At 72.5% G+C, this 18,550-nt stretch carries 19 protein-coding genes; 3 read left to right on the top strand and 16 right to left on the bottom strand.

The window, feature by feature from the left end; translation table 11 throughout:
• Positions 1-396: 396 nt before the first annotated feature.
• From AC4BDD_RS18725 to AC4BDD_RS18715, 3 genes are read right to left on the bottom strand one after another with little or no spacing between them, the layout of a single operon-like run.
• Complete coding sequence (locus AC4BDD_RS18725) at positions 397-2,055, bottom strand: beta-N-acetylhexosaminidase (protein WP_490686594.1); 1,659 nt, start codon at positions 2,053-2,055, stop codon at positions 397-399.
• Between the two features lie 20 nt (positions 2,056-2,075).
• Positions 2,076-2,297 (bottom strand): DUF397 domain-containing protein, encoded by a 222-nt coding sequence (locus AC4BDD_RS18720; protein WP_490686593.1) that lies wholly within the window; start codon positions 2,295-2,297, stop codon positions 2,076-2,078.
• On the bottom strand, positions 2,270-3,121 hold the full coding sequence (locus AC4BDD_RS18715; RefSeq protein ID WP_490686592.1) for a helix-turn-helix domain-containing protein: 852 nt from the start codon (positions 3,119-3,121) through the stop codon (positions 2,270-2,272). The genes AC4BDD_RS18720 and AC4BDD_RS18715 overlap by 28 nt, the downstream gene beginning before the upstream one ends.
• A 195-nt stretch (positions 3,122-3,316) precedes the next feature.
• Here AC4BDD_RS18715 and AC4BDD_RS18710 point away from each other — a divergent pair, with 195 nt between their 5' ends.
• A complete protein-coding gene (locus tag AC4BDD_RS18710; RefSeq protein WP_490686591.1) occupies positions 3,317-3,580 on the top strand; it encodes a hypothetical protein in 264 nt (87 codons plus the stop codon).
• Between the two features lie 10 nt (positions 3,581-3,590).
• Here the strand turns inward: AC4BDD_RS18710 and AC4BDD_RS18705 are convergent, their stop codons facing one another.
• Entirely contained in the window at positions 3,591-3,989 is a 399-nt protein-coding gene (locus AC4BDD_RS18705) for a PIN domain-containing protein (RefSeq protein WP_490686590.1), read from the bottom strand.
• Positions 3,986-4,270 (bottom strand): hypothetical protein, encoded by a 285-nt coding sequence (locus AC4BDD_RS18700; RefSeq protein ID WP_490686589.1) that lies wholly within the window; start codon positions 4,268-4,270, stop codon positions 3,986-3,988. The genes AC4BDD_RS18705 and AC4BDD_RS18700 overlap by 4 nt, the downstream gene beginning before the upstream one ends.
• Before the next feature lie 132 nt (positions 4,271-4,402).
• Here AC4BDD_RS18700 and AC4BDD_RS18695 point away from each other — a divergent pair, with 132 nt between their 5' ends.
• Entirely contained in the window at positions 4,403-4,888 is a 486-nt protein-coding gene (locus tag AC4BDD_RS18695) for an SRPBCC family protein (RefSeq protein ID WP_490686588.1), read from the top strand.
• A 223-nt stretch (positions 4,889-5,111) separates the two neighbouring features.
• Here AC4BDD_RS18695 and AC4BDD_RS18690 read toward each other — a convergent pair whose 3' ends face one another.
• From AC4BDD_RS18690 to AC4BDD_RS18670, 5 genes are all read right to left on the bottom strand, one after another.
• A complete protein-coding gene (locus tag AC4BDD_RS18690; RefSeq protein WP_490686587.1) occupies positions 5,112-5,576 on the bottom strand; it encodes a cupin domain-containing protein in 465 nt (154 codons plus the stop codon).
• Between the two features lie 99 nt (positions 5,577-5,675).
• Positions 5,676-6,134, bottom strand: a complete 459-nt coding sequence (locus AC4BDD_RS18685; RefSeq protein WP_490686586.1) for a nuclear transport factor 2 family protein — start codon at positions 6,132-6,134, stop codon at positions 5,676-5,678.
• Between the two features lie 93 nt (positions 6,135-6,227).
• Positions 6,228-6,629 carry a hypothetical protein gene (locus tag AC4BDD_RS18680; protein ID WP_490686585.1) on the bottom strand — a complete coding sequence of 134 codons (402 nt, stop codon included), beginning with the start codon at positions 6,627-6,629 and terminating at the stop codon, positions 6,228-6,230.
• A gap of 245 nt (positions 6,630-6,874) precedes the next feature.
• The gene (locus AC4BDD_RS18675; RefSeq protein ID WP_490686584.1) at positions 6,875-7,165 is read right to left on the bottom strand and encodes a DUF3039 domain-containing protein; all 291 of its coding nucleotides are present in this window, start codon (positions 7,163-7,165) and stop codon (positions 6,875-6,877) included.
• Positions 7,166-7,358: 193 nt separating this feature from the next.
• A complete protein-coding gene (locus AC4BDD_RS18670; RefSeq protein ID WP_490686583.1) occupies positions 7,359-8,000 on the bottom strand; it encodes a YqgE/AlgH family protein in 642 nt (213 codons plus the stop codon).
• Between the two features lie 250 nt (positions 8,001-8,250).
• Here AC4BDD_RS18670 and murA point away from each other — a divergent pair, with 250 nt between their 5' ends.
• The gene (murA, locus tag AC4BDD_RS18665; RefSeq protein ID WP_490686582.1) at positions 8,251-9,585 is read left to right on the top strand and encodes a UDP-N-acetylglucosamine 1-carboxyvinyltransferase; all 1,335 of its coding nucleotides are present in this window, start codon (positions 8,251-8,253) and stop codon (positions 9,583-9,585) included.
• A gap of 176 nt (positions 9,586-9,761) precedes the next feature.
• Here the strand turns inward: murA and AC4BDD_RS18660 are convergent, their stop codons facing one another.
• The 6 genes from AC4BDD_RS18660 to AC4BDD_RS18635 form a co-directional block, all read right to left on the bottom strand.
• Complete coding sequence (locus AC4BDD_RS18660; protein ID WP_490686581.1) at positions 9,762-10,043, bottom strand: HU family DNA-binding protein; 282 nt, start codon at positions 10,041-10,043, stop codon at positions 9,762-9,764.
• A 631-nt stretch (positions 10,044-10,674) separates the two neighbouring features.
• Entirely contained in the window at positions 10,675-12,096 is a 1,422-nt protein-coding gene (locus AC4BDD_RS18655; RefSeq protein ID WP_490686580.1) for an NAD-dependent malic enzyme, read from the bottom strand.
• Positions 12,097-12,642: 546 nt separating this feature from the next.
• A complete protein-coding gene (locus AC4BDD_RS18650; RefSeq protein WP_490686579.1) occupies positions 12,643-15,012 on the bottom strand; it encodes a UvrD-helicase domain-containing protein in 2,370 nt (789 codons plus the stop codon).
• Positions 15,013-15,299: 287 nt separating this feature from the next.
• Entirely contained in the window at positions 15,300-16,130 is an 831-nt protein-coding gene (locus AC4BDD_RS18645) for an anti-sigma factor family protein (RefSeq protein WP_490686578.1), read from the bottom strand.
• Positions 16,127-16,615, bottom strand: a complete 489-nt coding sequence (locus AC4BDD_RS18640) for a sigma-70 family RNA polymerase sigma factor (protein ID WP_490691838.1) — start codon at positions 16,613-16,615, stop codon at positions 16,127-16,129. Before AC4BDD_RS18640 ends, AC4BDD_RS18645 begins: the two co-directional genes overlap by 4 nt.
• Before the next feature lie 310 nt (positions 16,616-16,925).
• A complete protein-coding gene (locus tag AC4BDD_RS18635) occupies positions 16,926-18,293 on the bottom strand; it encodes a uroporphyrinogen-III synthase (RefSeq protein ID WP_490686577.1) in 1,368 nt (455 codons plus the stop codon).
• Positions 18,294-18,550 lie beyond the last annotated feature (257 nt).

The raw sequence follows: 18,550 nt of genomic DNA, 5'->3' as shown, positions 1-18,550 counted from the left end.
GCGAGGGTCCGTGAAGCGGCGGTCTGCCGTTGACCTGGGTAATGGTCCGGTTTGCCGGAGACGTCGGCACGGAGTCCGATTGGCACGTTTCAGGGATCCTTGTACGGCTTGTCGTGCGCACTTTCCGCCCCGGTTCGTGCTCCGGTTCGGGCCCCGGCGGGCCCCACCGCCCCCTCCAGCGGCGGCTGCTGGGGTCTCCCGGAGCCCCCGAGGACCCTCACGGCCCTCCCAGGTTTCCGCGGCGCTTCCCGGGCGCGTCCGGGGAGCCGGGTCGGCGCTGTGCGGCGCGCTGGACGGGGCTCTGGGCAGGGCGCTGGACGGCTCGCCGGGCAGGGCGCTGATGGGGGCTCCACCGGCGGCACCGTGCGCGACCCCGCGCGCCCCTTCCGGCCGGGCTCACACGATCGGGGGCGCCCCCTCGATCGGACGTCCGAGGGTGCCCCGCATCCCCGGCGGGACCGGACGCCGCTGCCAGGGGCGAGGCCCGCCGGGCGGCCGGTAATCGACGCCGAGGGCGTCCAGCCGGGCGTAGTGCGCCGCCATGCGCCGCTGGAATCCGGCGACATCGCGCGCGGCCGGGGACGGCAGCCGGGACCAGACGACCTCGGCGAAGGCCGCCAGCCGTGGAAAGGTCTGGTAGTCGACACGCGCCTGCGTCTCCAGCACCTCGGTCCACACATTGGCCTGCGCTCCGAGCACCCGGGCGGCCTCCGCCCCGGTCAACTCCGGCGGCACCGGCTCGAAGCGGTAGACGTCCTCCAGGGTGCGGACGTAGCCGATCGGCATCGGCTCGTCGGGGCCCGGCGCCTGCCGGTGGTCGAGGTAGACCTGTTGCTGAGGGCACATGACCACGTCATGGCCGGATCGCGCCGCCGCGACCCCGCCCGCGTACCCCCGCCACGACGACACCGCCGCCCCCTCCGCCAAGCCGCCTTCAAGGATCTCGTCCCAGCCGATCAGCCGCCGCCCCCGCTCCGCGAGCCAGCGGTCGAAGTGCCGGATGAACCAGCTCTGCAGCGCGTCCTCGTCCGCCAGCCCCAGCGCCTCCCGCCGCGCCCGCGCCGCCGCCGAGGCCCGCCACTCCCCCTTGGGGCACTCGTCCCCACCGATATGGATGAAGGTCGACGGGAAGAGCGCCAGCACCTCCTCCAGCACGCCCTCGTAGAAGCGCAGGGTGTGGTCCGCCGGCGCCAGCACATGCGGGCTGATCCCCCAGTCGTCCCAGACCCCGAGCCCGGCGGTGTCGGTGACGTCGGTGTTCCCCAGCTCCGGATACGCGGCGATGGCGGCCTGCGAATGGCCGGGGACGTCGATCTCCGGCACGACGGTGATGTGCCGCTCGGCGGCGTACGCGACGATCTCCCGGATGTCGTCCTGGCGGTAGAACCCGCCGTGCGGCCGCGGGTCCCACAGCGGCGAGGCCCGGTGCCCGTACCGGCTCCGCTCCCGCCACGCGCCGACCTCCGTCAGCCGCGGGTACCGCTCGATCTCGATCCGCCAGCCCTGGTCGTCGGTGAGGTGCAGATGGAGCACGTTGAGCTTGTGGGCGGCGAGCAGGTCGAGGTAGCGCAGCACGCCGTCCTTGGGCATGAAGTGCCGCGCGACGTCCAGCAGCATGCCGCGCCACCCGAAGCGCGGGGCGTCCTCGATCTCCACGGCGGGCAGCTCCCATCGCCGCTCCGCGCGCACCGGCGCACGCCGGTACGCGTCCGGCCCGAGCAGCTGCCGCAGCGTCTGGGCACCCCAGAAAACCCCCGCCGGGTCCCCGCCGCTCACCAGGGCCCGCCCGTCGCGGACGTTGATCCGGTAACCCTCCACCGGAAGCGCGCCGTCGATCCGCAGCTCGATCGCCCTCTCGGCGGTGTTCGCCCGCGAGCCGGGCTCCCCCGATGGGAACGGCAACCCGGTCGCCGCTCCCACCACGGACCGCAACCACCGCTCGGTGCTGCCCGTGCCGGGCCCCGCCGTCAGCGTGGTGTGCTCGTCAAGAGCGAACCCGCCGCCGGTGGACGCGGAGACGCTCAGCGGTGCCGGAATGAGATCCGTGTCGGTCATGCACCCATGCCTGCCGCGCGTCAGGCGTTCGGAAACTCCCCCGCCTTCACGGCGTTGACGAACGCGGCCCACTCGGAGGCGTCGAAGACGAGGGCGGGGCCGTCAGGGCTTTTGCTGTCGCGGACCGGGACGACGCCGACGAGGCCGTCGGCCACCTCGATGCAGTCGCCGCCGCCCTCGTTGCTGTAGGTGCTCTTGCGCCACCTGACAGCCGCTATGCCCGTGCGCGCGGTGGTGCACATCTGCTGAAGTCCTCCATCGCCCGACGGATCATGGCATTTGACTCGGCTGGGGGAAGCGCCAAGGCATGCACGAGATCGTACCGATGGGCGTGTCTCCTGACGGCGGCTCGGTCTTCCACCCACTCGCCGTTGTGGCTCGTCTCCAAGTAGGCCCTGTCTGGACCGTTTTCGAAGGACAGCAACGTCAATGAGCCGCCCAGAGCTGAATGTGCGCCGGTGGAGAACGGAAGAACCTGCACCGCGAGGTTCGGCGCCTCGGAACATTCGATTACGCGCGCCAACTGCTCACACATAACCGCAGCTCCGCCGACGTGCCGCCTTAGCGCCGCCTCGTCCAATACAACCCACAGCAGTGGGCGCGTTGGCCCCCAGAGGAGTTTCTGCCGATCGAGTCGAGCCTGCACCTTCTCTTCGATCTCGGACTCGCTGCACCAAGGCAAGCCGAGCCGTAGCAGTTCCCGGGCGTACGCCTCGGTCTGCAGCAAGCCTGGCACGGTGTGCGCCATGTACTTGTGCATCGCAACGGCCCTGGCCTCGTAGTGCATGTACTTCCGCGCCCAGTTCGGGAACGGCGTCCGCCTCATGTGCCCCCACAGATCTCGGAGGTCGCCGTCGGCTCCGAGCAGCGCGTCCAACGCCTCGCAGACATCCTCGGTGGGCGTCTCCTTGCCCAACTCGAACTGGGCGATGCGACTGTGGGCGATCGGGATCTTGTCGCCCAACTGCTTCTGCGTCCAGCCCTTACTCATCCGCAGCTTGCGGAGCTTCTTCCCGAACAGCGCTTCGAGCGAAGTCGACGGGTCAAGTTCCTTGGGCGCAGGCATCGTTGCCTCCCGTTTGCCTCTCGCGGGCTGTAAACCGCAGCGCTTCCCAGGCTACCGGCGCTCCGTGACCATGGAGGCACGCACGGTGGGATTTCACCCCGGCCTGCCCACCGTGCGCCCACACGTCAGACCCCCGCGACCGACGCAACCGGCCCGGGGGCATGGCCAACCTGAAAGCAGAGAGGACAGGTCGACATGACCCAACCTAGCGACCACCGCCTGGAACGGCTCCCCCGAACGCTGAAACTGACCGACGGCGTACGCCTCGATGGCGACCGGTTCAGCATCCGGGCCCACGTCTTCCGAGGCGCGGTGCAGATCGCCACCGAGGACGTCCAGCTCTCCATCGATGACGCCTCGGTCGTGAACGCCCAGCTCACCCGGCTCCTCAACGAGCGCGCCTTCCCCGGCATGGACGAGCGCGAGCGTGCCCGACAGCGGGCCCAGTGGGGTTTTTGAGCCCGTTGCCTCAGTGGAAGCCGAGCATGTCGGCCGAATCGATGTCGACGGTGACCACACCCGGCGGGTAGGCGCCCTCGTGGCCGGTCAGCAGGATCGACATGCCGGTGAACTCCGGGCGTGGCAGCGCGCAGTACAGGGCATGGCAGATGTCGGGGCTGCCGTAGCCGTCGCGGATCATCGTGCCGACGCTGACGGCGGCGATCGCATCGAGACTGTCGACGGTGACGGACGAGAAGGCGAGCAGCCGCTGGGAGACGCCCCCGTCCTCCGATTGCGCCTGCGTCAGACACAGGGCGGGGACGCTGAGCCTGTCGCCGGGCGTGTGGGCCATGTTGCCGGCGAGCAGATTCAGGGCCTTGTGCCCACCGGCGAGCGCCCGGATGGCGCTGGTGTCGAGGATGATCACGCGGCGTCGCCCCGGGCGGCCCGGGCCTTCTCGGCGGCGATCTTGTAGATGTTGCCGAGCACGTCGGGCGCCTGGTCGAACTCCTCGTCACTGATCTCGACGCCGACCAGACGGCGCACGACCTCCCGGTCAGCGGCGAGCCGCTCGGCTCGCTGCGCTGCGGTCGGCTGCTCGGCGGCAAGGGCCTCGACCAGTTGGCCGATGCTCAGGCCGCGCTCCTTCGCGAGCTCGGCGAGATGATCACGCGTTTCCCGGGGAACCTGAATCGTCGTCGTCGCCATAGCCTCACTATAGCGACACTACAGTGAGCGCCATAGGGTCGCGACGGCGTCCACCCGGGGGCCGATGGCGACGCGGCATCATCAGCCGCCTATATTAGAGATAGCTCTCTAATAATCCCTCCGGGAGGACACATGGGCGGCGTCTACAACGTGCACGAGCGGCTGCTGGCCGCGAAGCCGAGCGAGGTGGGAGCGCTCATCGACACCCTGGCGACCGACCACGACAAGCTCTGGCCGCACGCGAGCTGGCCGCCGATGGAGTTCGACCGGCCGTTGGCCTCGGGGGCGGTCGGCGGGCATGGCCCGGTCCGGTACACCGTCGCCGCGTACGTCCCCGCCACCTGGGTGCGCTTCACCTTCACCGAGCCGCACGGTTTCCACGGATTCCACGAGTACGCCGTCCTGCCCGTCGACGACGACCACACGCTGCTCCGGCACACCCTCGCCATGCGAACCCACGGTCTCGCCCGCATCACCTGGCCGCTCGCCTGGCGCCCGCTTCACGACGCGTGCCTGGAGGACAGCATGGACCGCGCCGAACTGGCCTGCACCGGCGCGATAGCCCGCCCGGCCCGCTGGAGCCTGCACATACGGCTGCTACGCGCCCTCGCGCGCTGAAGCGTCTTAGGGGGTGTCCGATGGGTCTGCGCGGCGTCGCGACGCCTGGCACCAGCGCTCGCGGCGTTGTCGTCAGTCTCCCCCAAGCTCTCGGCTTCGCTCGAGCAGGGAGGTGCCCCCACCGCTCCGCGTGGACTCCCTCCTCCGCCTTGCGATCACAGGCACCAGACGCCGCTCCTTCTCCCACGCCGACCCACCGGACACCCCCTAGGGGCCGGTCCGCCTACGGCCGCTGCATCTCGACGCCGTACCGCTTGCCGACCTCGATCATGCGGTCGATGTCGGGCGGGGTGTCGGACTGGGGCGGCAGCTCGCGCCGCTGCGCCGGTTCGCCCGCCTCGGCGAAGAACTTGTCGATGCCGCCGGGCGTGTAGGTGATGACCAGCCGCACCGTGCTGGTGGGCTCGAAGTTCTCCAGGGTGCCCTCGGGGATGTGGAAGAAGGAGCCCGGTCCGCCTTCGTACGTCTCGCCGGCGATGTGATAGCGCACGGTGCCCTCGACGACGTAGACGCTCTCCGTGCCGGGGTGGGTGTGCGGCGGCGGGCCCATCCCCTCCGGAATGGTCATCTCCATGACGGTCATCGCGCCGCCGGTCTCCTCGCTGGACGCCTTGACCTCGTAGAGGCCGTTCAGCATCCAGAATGCGGGTCCGTCACCGGCCTGGCGCACATGGGCGTTCTTCGCCATGGGGGTCGCTTCCTCTCCTCGGGAACCTCCCCAGGTTTTCCCGCCGCGCGAGCGCGGGAAGGCCGCCATCCGGGTGCAGGCCACCACGCGGGCGGGCGGTCAGTCCGCGGCGGCGGCCGGTGACGGTCCCGCGCAGGCGTCGGCGATCGCCGCGGTGTCCCAGTAGAAGGGACGGACCTCGGTGATCCGGGCGCCCTTGATCGTGATGGTCTGCAGGATCGGGAAGGTGAGCTCCCGGCCGGTCGCACGAGCGCGGGCACGGACGCGGGTGAGAACCACCGCGGTCTCGCCCGTGGCCAGGAACTCCTGCTCCGCCATCTCGAAGGACTCCCACACCTGGCTCATCGCCAGGAAGAAGCGCTCGATGCCCTCGTGCCCGCGCCACGTTCCGCCGTAGGGCAGGGCGTCGGCCTGGTGCAGTACGACATCGGGCGCGAAGAAGGGGGCGAGGGGTTCGAACGGGGCCTCCCCCGGGCCTCCGGACGCCAGGTATTCCGCCTCCGCCGCGTACATGCCGGTCAGGACGGTCATCGAGTCGGTGGTGGGTGCAGTGGTCATGCCGCAAGTGTGATCAGCTGCGGCAGACCGCGCTGGCGGCGATCGGACATCGACATGACCGGGCATGGAAGCCGCTCTCACAGCAGGCCGCCGCTAGCTTCGCCGGCAGAACTCCTCACCCGGGTAGGCCGGTTCGGGATACGGAACGGAGTCCAGGACCGCGCCGGCCGCGCGCAGCCGGTCCTCGACCAGCTGCCAGTCCGGCCAACCCTCCCGGAACCGCCCCAGGATGCGGTCGCTCGCCGCGAGCACCACCTCGCAGGCGGGATCGTCCGCCCACTCCAGCACCCGGGCGAGGGTGGGCTGCGTCACCGAGAAGACGCTGCTGCCCACCGGCTGGTATCCGCGCTCCTTCGCCAGCCGGGCGCAGCGCTCGAGCTGCGCGTCCCAGTCCTTCTCGAACTGGCAGTACGCCATGACCCGGTCGTCGGACTCGTCGACCTCCCGCGCCCCGAAGACCAGATACGAAACCCGCTTGACGGCGTCCCCGCTCATGCGCCGACCCTACTGCCGCCCCGCACCCCGCACAGCACGCGGGACAGTGCGTGCTGTGCGGGGTGCGGCCTACTGCTCTTGCGGGTCGTAGGGCGGAGGGCGGCGGGGCGGCCGGGCATGGCGAGGCCCCCGCCGTGGTGAGGTGCGGACGGGGGCCAGGCATGCATGCGGGCCTTCCGGGGTCGCCGGACGCCCCCGGGGTCACCGGGGGCGCGGGCCTGAGGCGGGGGTGTGGTGCGGAGCGGCTACTTCTTGCCGCCGCCCTTGCCGTCCTTGTCGTCTCCGCCGGCGCCCATGCCGTCGAAGATCTCCTTGCACATCGGGCACACCGGGTACTTCTTCGGGTCCCGGCCGGGGACCCAGACCTTGCCGCAGAGGGCGACCACGGGGGATCCGGAGAGCGCGCTCTCCATGATCTTGTCCTTCTGAACGTAGTGGGCGAAGCGCTCGTGGTCGCCGTCACCGTGCGACACCTGGGGTGTCGGCTCAACGAGGGTCCCCGTACCTGCCCCGCGCTCGGGCTCAAGAGTGCTCATACGGCCCAAGGGTACTCACGCCGGGCAAGTGCGGGGAGCGCACGCCCCGGCTGCCTGGTGCACGGATGGGCCACACGTGTGAGCCACCCGGGTGGGCCATCGGGCGGCCCGGGGAGGGGGCCCGGAGAGCGCCGCGAGGGTGTCGGGAAGGTGTCGCGAGGGTGCCGGGAGGGCGCCGCGAGGCCGGCTTGCGCTAGTTGAGGGAGGGGTCGTCCGGGTAGGTGGCGACCATGGCCAGCTCGCTGCGCTGCCTGCGCAGCACCGAGCGCCACAGCCGCTCCGGCGCGGGGGACGAGACGTCGCCGGGCTCGGACTCGACGACGTACCAGGCGCCGTCGGCCAGCTCCTCCTCCAGCTGGCCGGGCCCCCACCCGGCGTAGCCGGCGAAGATCCGCAGCGAACCGAGCGCGGCGGCCAGCAGCTCGGGGGGCGCCTCCAGGTCGACCAGCCCGATCGCGCCGTGCACCCGCCGCCAGCCGATGAGGTCCCCGCCGCCCGTGCGCGGCGGAGAGCCGGAGGACGACCCGCCTTCGGCCGCCGAGGCCAGGCCCGCCCGGTCGGCGCGGTCGGCCTCGCCGGGCACCACGGCCACGCCCAGGGCCGAGTCCATCGACACCGGGCCGCCCTGGAAGACCACGCCCGGCTCGCCCGCCAGCGCGGCCCAGGACTCCAGGATGTCGCCCACACCCACCGGGGTGGGACGGTTGAGGACGACGCCGAGCGAGCCCTCCTCGTCGTGATCGAGGAGGAGCACGACCGCACGGTCGAAATTCGGGTCGGCGAGGGCCGGAGTGGCGACGAGCAGCCGCCCTGTGAGGGAGGACACCTCGGTCATGGCCACATGATCCCCCATATCCCGCCCCGAGGGGGAGTGGAGGAGAGATTTGGGGCGAGAGCAGGGCGGGGCGTACGACAGCAGCGGCGGCGCACGCACCCTGGGGCTCACCCTCCGCGCACGACCGGAAGCGGAGCGTCCGCCGTGGCGCGATTCGGCGCGCCAGCTGCCCCCTGAGCCTTACGGAGGGGGGCGCCATGGCCATTACCCTTTTCTCCTGCCCCTGCCCATCCCAGGAACGCGAGACCAGATGACCGGCATCGATGATGTACTCCTCGTCCACGGCGGCACCCCGCTCGAGGGCGAGATCCGTGTCCGCGGCGCGAAGAACCTCGTGCCGAAGGCCATGGTCGCCGCGCTGCTCGGCAGTGAGCCGAGCCGGCTGCGCAATGTGCCCGACATCCGCGACGTGCGCGTGGTGCGGGGGCTGCTGCAGCTGCACGGCGTGACGGTACGACCCGGTGACGAGCCCGGTGAGCTGGTGCTCGACCCGACGCGCGTGGAGAGCGCGAACGTCGCCGACATCGACGCGCACGCCGGCTCCTCCCGCATCCCGATCCTCTTCTGCGGCCCGCTGCTGCACCGGCTGGGCCACGCGTTCATCCCGGGCCTGGGCGGTTGCGACATCGGCGGCCGGCCGATCGACTTCCACTTCGAGGTGCTGCGGCAGTTCGGCGCGACGATCGAGAAGCGCGCCGACGGCCAGTACCTGGAGGCCCCGCAGCGACTGCGCGGCTGCAAGATCCGTCTGCCCTACCCGTCGGTCGGCTCGACGGAGCAGGTGCTGCTCACCGCCGTGCTCGCGGAGGGCGTCACCGAGCTGACGAACGCGGCCGTCGAGCCGGAGATCGAGGACCTCATCTGCGTGCTGCAGAAGATGGGCGCGATCATCTCCATGGACACCGACCGGACGATCCGGATCACGGGTGTCGACAAGCTCAGCGGCTACAACCACCGGGCCATCCCGGACCGCCTGGAGGCGGCCTCCTGGGCGTCCGCGGCGCTCGCCACCGAGGGCAACATCTACGTGCGCGGCGCCCAGCAGCGCTCGATGATGACCTTCCTCAACACCTACCGGAAGGTCGGCGGCGCCTTCGAGATCGACGACGAGGGCATCCGCTTCTGGCACCCGGGCGGCTCGCTCAACGCCATCGCGCTGGAGACCGACGTCCACCCCGGCTTCCAGACCGACTGGCAGCAGCCGCTGGTCGTCGCCCTGACGCAGGCGTCCGGCCTGTCGATCGTGCACGAGACGGTGTACGAGTCGCGGCTGGGCTTCACCTCGGCGCTGAACCAGATGGGCGCCCACATCCAGCTCTACCGCGAGTGCCTGGGCGGCTCCGCCTGCCGCTTCGGCCAGCGGAACTTCCTGCACTCGGCGGTCGTCTCCGGCCCGACCAAGCTCCAGGGCGCCGACCTGGTCATCCCCGACCTGCGCGGCGGCTTCTCCTACCTGATCGCGGCCCTGGCCGCGCAGGGCACCTCGCGGGTGCACGGCATCGACCTGATCAACCGCGGCTACGAGAACTTCATGGAGAAGCTGGCCACGCTGGGGGCGAAGGTCGAGCTGCCCAGCGGCTCCTAAGAGCCCGCGCGGCCGGGTGAACGGCCGTAGGGCCCTCTGAGCGCCGAACGGGGCCCGGGACATGTCCCGGGCCCCGTTCGCTTGCGTCCGTGGCGGAGGGCGCCGCCGGAAGAACGTCTTCAACGCCGAAAGGGCGGCCACCCTCCCGTGGGTGGCCGCCCTTCGCGCCTCGGGGCTTACTTGCCCTTGGCGGCTTCCTTGAGCTTGGAGCCCGCCGAAACCTTCACGCTGAAGCCGGCCGGGATCTCGATCGGCTCACCGGTCTGCGGGTTGCGCGCGGTGCGAGCGGCACGGTGGGTGCGCTCGAAGGTGAGGAAGCCAGGGATGGTGACCTTCTCGTCGCCCTTGGCGACGACCTCACCGACGGTCTCGGCGAGGGCGGCCAGCACGGCGTCGGCGTCCTTGCGGGTCACCTCGGCGCGGTCGGCCAGCGCGGCCACCAACTCACTGCGGTTCATGTTGTACTCCCGTGTTCTTCTTGCCAATGAGGCGTGAGATCGAAGCCGATGCTGCCAGGGCCCTCGGACAGTCCCCGGACCGGGTCTGGCCTTTTGATCTTTCCGCGCCCCGGGGGTGCCCCCTGGACGGAGTCCTCGGGGAAGCATCCTGCCCCCACCTGTGGCGGGAAAGCCAATCCGGCACCCAGGAAGATCACGCCGCGGGTGCCGCGACGGCCGTTTTTCTGCCCGTCACCCTATGGCGACGGGCAGAGCGGGGCGCCGCGCGACGCGCCGTGCCAGGCCCGACAAGCCGCCCCGGGCGGGCGGGCGCCGCCGCGACGGCACCCGGGGTCGATACCCTGGCCTGATGCCCGGGGACGGCTCGCCCGACGGCCCGTCAGGGGCCGTCAGCGGCTCGGGAGAGCCCGTCAGAGGCTCGGGAGGGCCCGTCGGCGGCCCGGGACGGCCGTCAGAGCCCGGACGGGTCCGCCAGGGCTCGACGGTCCGTCAGAGGACGGAACGGTTCCTCAGCGGCCTGGGGCGTTCGTCAGCGGGCTCGGGGCGCCCCGCCAGAGCTCCGGCCGGCCCGACAGAGCTCCGGACGGTCCGAGAGAGCTCCGGACGGCTCGCCGGAGCTCCGGACGGTCCGTCAGAGCGTCTCGTCGGCGGCCGCGGTCTTGGCGGCGTCCCGGACCGCTCCGGCGACCGCGCCCGCGACCTTGTCGTTGAACACGCTGGGGATGATGTAGTTCGCGTTCAGCTCCTCGTCGTGCACCACGTCGGCGAGCGCACCGGCCGCGGCCAGCATCATCTCGGTGTTCACGGTGCGCGACTGGGCGTCCAGCAGGCCGCGGAAGACGCCCGGGAAGACCAGCACGTTGTTGATCTGGTTCGGGAAGTCGGAGCGGCCGGTGGCGACCACCGCGGCGGTCTGCCGGGCGACCGCCGGGTCCACCTCGGGGTCGGGGTTGGCCAGCGCGAAGACGATCGCCCCGTCGGCCATGGCGGCCACGTCCTCGCCGCCGAGGACGTTGGGGGCGGAGACGCCGATGAAGACGTCGGCGGCGCGCACGGCCTCCTTGAGGGTGCCGGTGACGCCCTCCGGGTTGGTGTTGTCGGCGATCCAGCGCAACGGCGAGTCCGGGTCGGCGTCGACCAGGTCCGCGCGGCCCGCGTGCACCACGCCGTGGATGTCGGCGACCACCGCGTGCTTGACGCCGGCGGCGATCAGCAGCTTGAGGATGGCGGTGCCGGCCGCGCCCGCGCCGGACATCACCACGCGCACGTCCCCGATGTTCTTGCCGACCACGCGCAGCGCGTTGGTGAGGGCCGCGAGGACGACGATGGCGGTGCCGTGCTGGTCGTCGTGGAAGACCGGGATGTCCAGGGCCTCGCGCAGCCGGGCCTCGATCTCGAAGCAGCGGGGCGCGGAGATGTCCTCCAGGTTGATGCCCGCGAAGCCCGGCGCGATCGCCTTGACGATGGCGACGATCTCGTCCGGGTCCTGGGTGTCCAGGCACAGCGGCCAGGCGTCGATGCCCGCGAAGCGCTTGAAGAGGGCCGCCTTGCCCTCCATGACCGGCAGCGCGGCCTTGGGGCCGATGTTGCCCAGGCCCAGCACGGCCGAGCCGTCGGTGACGACCGCGACGCTGTTGCGCTTGATGGTCAGGCGGCGGGCGTCCTCGGGGTTCTCCGCGATGGCCTGGCAGACCCGCGCGACACCGGGGGTGTAGACCATGGAGAGGTCGTCGCGGTTGCGGATCGGGTGCTTGGAAGCCATCTCGATCTTGCCGCCGAGGTGCATCAGGAACGTACGGTCGGAGACCTTGCCCAGCGCGACGCCCTCGATGCCGCGCAGCTTCTCGACGATCTCGTCGGCGTGCGCGGTGGAGGTGGCGGCGATGGTGACGTCTATGCGCAGCTTCTCGTGGCCGGAGGCCGTCACGTCCAGGCCGGTGACCGAGCCGCCGGAGGACTCCACCGCGGTGGTGAGCTGGCTCACGGCGGTGCCGCTGGCCGGAACCTCGAGCCGGATCGTCATCGAGTAGGAGACGCTGGGCGCCGTTGCCATGGCCTGCTTCCTCTGCTTTCCCTGTTTCGCTTGTGTCGCACGTGGTCCGTGCGTGGTGGTGCTCGTTGGTGCGGGTTCGTGCGTGTTCGTGCGTGGTGGTGACCGGCAAAGCGGCCTGGGCGCACCATCCGATCGTCGCACCTACCTGCCGGTACGAGGTAACCAGCCCCCAGTTTCGGAAATATTGTTCTGCGATACGGGAGGGAGTCGGCGAGGTGTCACCGGCCGGCAGGGCCGGCCCGGGGCGCCCGGAAACCGCGCCCGGAAACGGGACAGGTCCGCGTCAGAGACTGACGCGGACCTGTCCGGAACGCTGAGGTGGCACCGACCCGCCATGCTCGCCTCGCGGCAAGTGGTCGCTCGAAGCGACGAAGGTTGGGCCCGGGGGCTTGGATCGAGCCGGTGCCGTACTCAGGCTAACAAACGATCCCCGGAAGCGATTCCCGTCGCACACGCCCAACTGCTCCAACTGGCCCGAACCGTCACGCGGCCGGATCAGCGGGCAGCCGGATCGCTCGCGCGACCGGAGCCGGGGACCACCCGACGTCAGTCGCGCAGCAGGTCCGGCACGCCCGCGGCGTCCGGCTCGTCACGCTCGCCGGAGACCACGGTCAGCTGCTGCGTCGCGCGGGTCAGCGCCACGTACAGCACGCGCAGGCCCGCCGGGGACTCGTCGGCGATCTCGGCGGGCGAGACCACCACCGTCGCGTCGTACTCCAGCCCCTTGGCCTCCAGGCTGCCCAGCGGCACCACCCGGTCGCCGAGTCCGGCCAGCCACTCGCGGGCCTGGGCCCGGCGGCCCATGGCGACCACCACGCCGACCGTGCCCTCCACCTCCGCGAGCAGCCGGGACGCCTCCTCGCGCACCCGGGCGCCGAGGTCCTGGCCGTCCGCCACGCTGAATCTCGGCACCAGGCCGGTGGAGCGGACCGCCGCCGGGGCGGTCATGCCGGGCATGGCCAGGGCGAGCACCTTTGCCGCCAGGTCGGCGATCTCCGCCGGGTTGCGGTAGTTCACCGTGAGCGTGAAGCGGCGGCGCGGGCGGGTGCCCAGGGCCTCGTCACGGGCCTCGGCCGCCTCGTCCGGGTCCGACCAGGAGCTCTGCGCCGGGTCGCCGACCACGGTCCAGGTGGCGTGCCGGCCGCGCCGCCCCACCATGCGCCACTGCATCGGGGTGAGGTCCTGCGCCTCGTCGACGATGACGTGCGCGTAGTCGGTGCGCGCCTCGTCGCGGAGACGCTCCAGCCGCTCCTCGCGGGAGCGCCCGCCGCCCGCCATCCGGTCGGCGTAGGTGGTCAGCTCCTCCAGGCCGGTCAGCTGGTCCAGCGGGTCGACGTCGCGCCGCCGGGGCCGCGCCGGGGCGCCGAGCACCGTGTTGAGCTCGTCGAGCAGTGCCACGTCGTGGACCGACAGGGCGCCCTGCCCGTCCGGTCCGAGGCGCTTGAGCGAGCGGGCCAGCTGCCGGGTCTCCCGGGGGGTGAGGATCCGGCGCGCCCACCGGCCCAGCAGCTTCTCGTCCGCCATCGCGGCGAGCACCCCGCGCGGGGTCAGCTCGGGCCACCAGGCGGCGAGGAAGTCGATGAACTCCTGCTCGGTGGTGATGTCCTCGTCGAACGCACCGCGCGCCTCGGCCGCCAGCTCCGGGTCGGTGTAGGGCTTGGGGGCGCCGGACCGGCTCCACAACGCGTCCAGCAGCAGCCGGCGGGCGCGCGGGCGCAGCAGGTTGACCGGCGCGGTGCCGCCCAGCACGGTCTGCCGGATGCGCCGCAGGTCGTCCGCGTCGAGTTCCAGGCGGGCGCCGAAGGCGACGACCCGCAGCCGGTCGGGGGTGGGCCGGCCGTCCGGAGCGGACCGCTCCAGGGCCCCGCGCGCCGCCCGGCGCAGCAGCTTCGCCATGCGTGCGGAGCCCTTGATGCGGGCCGCCGCCGGCTCGTCGTACGCGGTGGCCTCGGCCCCGTCGACCAGCGAGCCCAGGGCGCGGATGGCGACCTGCCCCTCCTCGCCCAGCGAGGGCAGCACGCCTTCGGTGTAGGCGACCAGGAGCGGGGTGGGGCTGACGACGAGGATGCCGCCGGCGTACCGCCGCCGGTCCTGGTAGAGCAGGTACGCGGCGCGGTGCAGCGCGACCGCGGTCTTGCCGGTGCCCGGGCCGCCCTCGACCTCGGTGATCGAGGCGGCGGGGGCGCGGATCACCAGGTCCTGCTCGGCCTGGATGGACGCGACGATGTCGCGCATGGTGTGGCTGCGGGCCTGGCCGAGCGCGGCCATCAGCGCGCCGTCGCCGACCACCGGCAGCGAGTCCCCGTCCAGGGTCGCGGTCAGCTCGGGTCTCAGCAGGTCGTCCTCGACACCCAGCACCCGGCGGCCCTTGCTGCGGATGACCCGGCGGCGGACGACCCGGCCGGGAGCGACCGGGGTGGAGCGGTAGAAGGGGGCGGCGGCCGGGGCACGCCAGTCGATGACGAGCGGGGCGTAGTCCGCGTCGAGGACGCCCAGGCGGCCGATGTGCAGGGTCTCGGCGATCTCGGCCCGGGTCCCGCCGGACTCGTCGGTCCGCACCGCGTCGTCGGCGGGCTCGACGGAGGTGTACGCGCCGTCCGGGCCGCGCTCGCCGTCCTTGCCGAGCAGCAGGTCGATGCGGCCGAAGAGGAAGTCCTCGAACTCGCTGTTCAGCCGGTTGAGATGGACCCCGGCCCGGAATACCTGGGCGTCGCGCTCGGCGAGCGCGCCCGGCGTCCCGACCTGGCCGCGCTTGGCGGCGTCGTTCATCAGGAACTCGGCCTCGTGGATCTTCTCCTCAAGGCGCCGGTACACCCGGTCGAGGTGCTCCTGCTCGATCCGGATCTCCCGGTCCCGGACGCCATCCCCGTCCGAGATCTCCGCTGGTGCGGAGTGTGTGGCGTTCTGCGCGGCCACCAGGCCCCCTTCTGCTGTGCGTGAGGCAGCCGTCAACCGTACGCGAACCGGGGCATGTGCGCACCTGTCCGGACGCGCGCGCTTCGCCGCGACGGCCCCCCGCCACAGGGCGGGTGGCCTGCGGCGGGATGCGCTGCGGGGCCTGGCGGGCGCGCGCACGCGCAGGCGGGTGGCGTGCGGCGCGACGTGGTGGGTGGTCTGTCGCGTGGTGCGGTGGGTGGGCTGCGGCGCGATGCGGTAGGCGGCCGGCCGCGGGGGGGCGCCAAGCCGGCGGCGGCGGTGATCGCTCAGACCTTGACCGTCACCAGCCGTTCGCCGGTCAGGGTGCGGACCTCGAAGCGGTCGATCTCGTCGCGGTCGAGGGCCGCGCCGCCGTGCGCGTACAGCGGCTCCTTGTTCCACTTGGCGCCGCTGCCGGGAACCCCGTAGCCCGCGGCGGGCACGGCCCAGGTGGTGACGGTCTGCTCCTCGCCTTTCTTGCCGATGGCGACCAGGTCGCACTCGCGGCGACCGGTGACGTTGGCGAGCTTGAGGGCGACATGGGTGCCCCAGGGCTTGGGCTCCAGGGAGACGGTCGCCGACACCTTGGTCACCGGGTCGACGGCGCCGATCTGCTCACCGTGCTCGAACGTCTGCCGGGCCGGGCCGGCGACGTGCCCGGAGCCGGAGGAGTCCGAGGTGCCGGTGACGGCGAAGGTGGCCAGCGGACCGCCGATGATGAGGGCCGCGGCCGCCGCGACCAGCCAGAGGCGGCGCCGGCGGCGGGCACGTCGGGTGGCGGCGACCTCGTCGAGGAGGTTGTCGAGAAGGTGCGGGCCGGGCCGGGCGGCGGCCCACTCCGCGGCAGCCGTCTCCCCCACTCCCCCGGCGGCCCTCTCCCCCACCGCCCCGTCGGCCGTGATTCCCACCGGCGCGGCCTCGGCGAATTCCGCGAGGAGCGGGGCAATCCCCATCAGCTCGTCGAGTTCGGCGGCGCAGCGGTCGCACCCGGCCAGGTGTTCCTCGAAGCGGGTGGCGTCCGCGCCGTCGAGGATGCCGAGCGCGTAGGCGCCGACGTCCGTGTGCCCGGTGTGCCCGGTGTGGCCGGTGTGCCCGATGTGCTCTGCGGGCGGCGTCATGCCGTCACTCCTCGTTCTTCGAGCGAGAGCTTCAGGGAGCGCAGCGCGTAGAAGACGCGGGACCGAACCGTCCCGTCCGGCACGCGCAGCGCCTTCGCCGCCTCGCTCACCGTGCGCCCTTTGAAGTACGTCTCGACGAGGGCCTCCCGGTGGGCGTCGGAGAGGTCGCCCAGCGCGTCCGAGATGGTCATCAGCCGCAGCGCCCGGTCGATCTCGTCCGGCGCGGGCACGGCCTCCAGCGGCGCCGGGTCGACCTCCTGCGGCCGGGCCTGCCGACTGCGGTGGCCGTCGATCACGATGCGGCGGGCGACGGTCACCAGCCAGGGGCGCACCGAGCCCGTGGCGCGCTGGAGCTGGTCGGCGTTGCGCCAGGCGCGCAGCAGCGTCTCCTGCACCACGTCCTCGGCGCGGTGGCGGTCGTTCGCCACCAGGCGCAGTACGAAGGCGAACAGCGCCCCGGCGTGTTCGTCGTAAAGCGCCCGCATGAGGTCGTCCTCAGGCGTGGTCCTCTCGGTCACCCGCGTATCCTCACGCAACCAAAGCCCCCAGGTCGATACCGCGTCGCCGTCCCGGTGGCCGCCCCGCCCCGGCCCCGCTGTCCGGCAGTACGGACGGGGGCGGCGGTCCGTTCATCTCCGCCGGAGGAATTCCCGGGACTGCCCCGAGCGGCGGGTTCCTCGATCCACGAGCCCACCCCGTCAGGCAAGGCACGAGCCCCCCACAGGGGCGTGCGGCGGGCACGCGCGGCCGCCCGGGACGTGCTCGGGCGCCCCGGGCGGGCCGCGGCGTGAGCCACTACCTCACCCGGGCTCGGTCCACCTCGCCGTCCCCGTACCCGTACTTGGTCTCGGCCGAGGTGTCCACCGCCAGCCGGTAGCCGCGTTTGACCACGGTCTGGATGAGCTTGGGGGCGCCCAGGGCGCTGCGCAGCCGGGCCATCGCCGTCTCCACCGCGTGCTCGTCCCGTCCCGCGCCGGGCAGCGCGCGCAGCAGGTCGGCGCGGGCGACCACCCAGCCGGGGCGGCGGGCCAGCGCGCGCAGCAGCGCCATGCCGGCCGGGGGCACCGGCCGCAGTTCTCCGTCGACCAGCACCGCGTGGCCGCGGATCTCCAGCCTGCGGCCGGCGACCGGCAACGGCTGCACGCGGCCGGGGAGTTCGGTGGTGAGCAGCTGCACCAGGGGGCCGAGGCGGAAGCGTTCCGGCTGGCTGGTGGGCACATCGTGGGCTTGCAGCGGCAGTGCGGTGACCGGGCCGACGCAGGCGGGCAGCACATCGTGCCGCAGCGCGTCCAGCACCTCGCCGAGGATGCCGCGCCCCTCGGCCCGCTCCAGCAGACTGGCCGCCGCCGGCGCGCTGGTGAAGGTGACCGCGTCCACGCCGCGGGAGACGATGGCGTCCAGCAGCCGGTCGACGGGGGCGAGGTCGGCCGGCGGCATCCACCGGTAGACCGGCACCCCGACGACCTCGGCGCCACCGGCCCGCAGCGATTCGACGAAGCCGGGGAGCGGCTCGCCGTGCAGCTGGACGGCTATCCGGCGGCCGCAGACGCCCTCGATCAGCATCCGGTCGAGCAGCTCGGCCATGGATTCGGAAGCGGGCGACCACTCCTCGGTGAGCCCGGCGGCCCGTATCGCCCCGCGCACCTTGGGACCGCGGGCCAGCAGCCGCACCCCCCGCAGCCGTTCGATCAGCGCGTCGCCCAGGCCCCAGCCGTCGGCCGCCTCGATCCAGCCGCGGAAGCCGATGGCCGTGGTGGCGACCACGACATCGGGGGCCTCCGTGATGAGTTGCTTGGTGGCGGCGAGGAGTTCGGCGTCGTCCGGGAGCGGGACGATGCGCAGCGCGGGAGCGTGCATCACGTCCGTGCCGCGGCGGCGGAGCAGCGCGATCAGTTCGTCCGCGCGGCGGGCGGCGGTGACGCCGACGGTGAACCCGGCCAGCGGCCCGGGCCCGCCCCCGGCCGCTCTGCCGCTCTCGGCCGCCTTGCCGCCCTCGGCCGCCTTGCCGCTCTCGGCTGAGGCCGCCCTGGCGGCGGTCGTCGTCCTGGTCCCGGCGTTGACGTCTGTACCGGTGCCGGTGCCCGTCTCGGCGTGGATGTCGGTAGTGGTGGTGTCCTGCGTGCTGGGCGGACCGTGTGGTCCGGTGTGGTGCTGTCCGTGCATGGTTCTCGTCCCGATCCGCTGTCGTCTGCGCGCCATGGCGGTCCGCGCGCCCTGCGGGTCTTGGCATCCTGCCGACGGCCCGTGTCGGACGCGGTTCGACGGGATTTCGCCGGTGTTACGGAGGCACGGCTCCGGCCATTGGCCGGAACCGCCCCCTCCGTACTGCTCACATCGTGCTCAGGCGTTGCGAGGACGTCGTCTCAGGCGCCCCTGGGGCCCCTTCTCTCTTTCCCCCGCGTATCTCGCGCCCTGGCACG

Source organism: Streptomyces sp. JLBT605, from assembly GCF_058215555.1.
The sequence above is the reverse complement of the archived record's forward strand: the minus strand, read 5'-3'. Positions and strand labels throughout refer to the sequence as shown.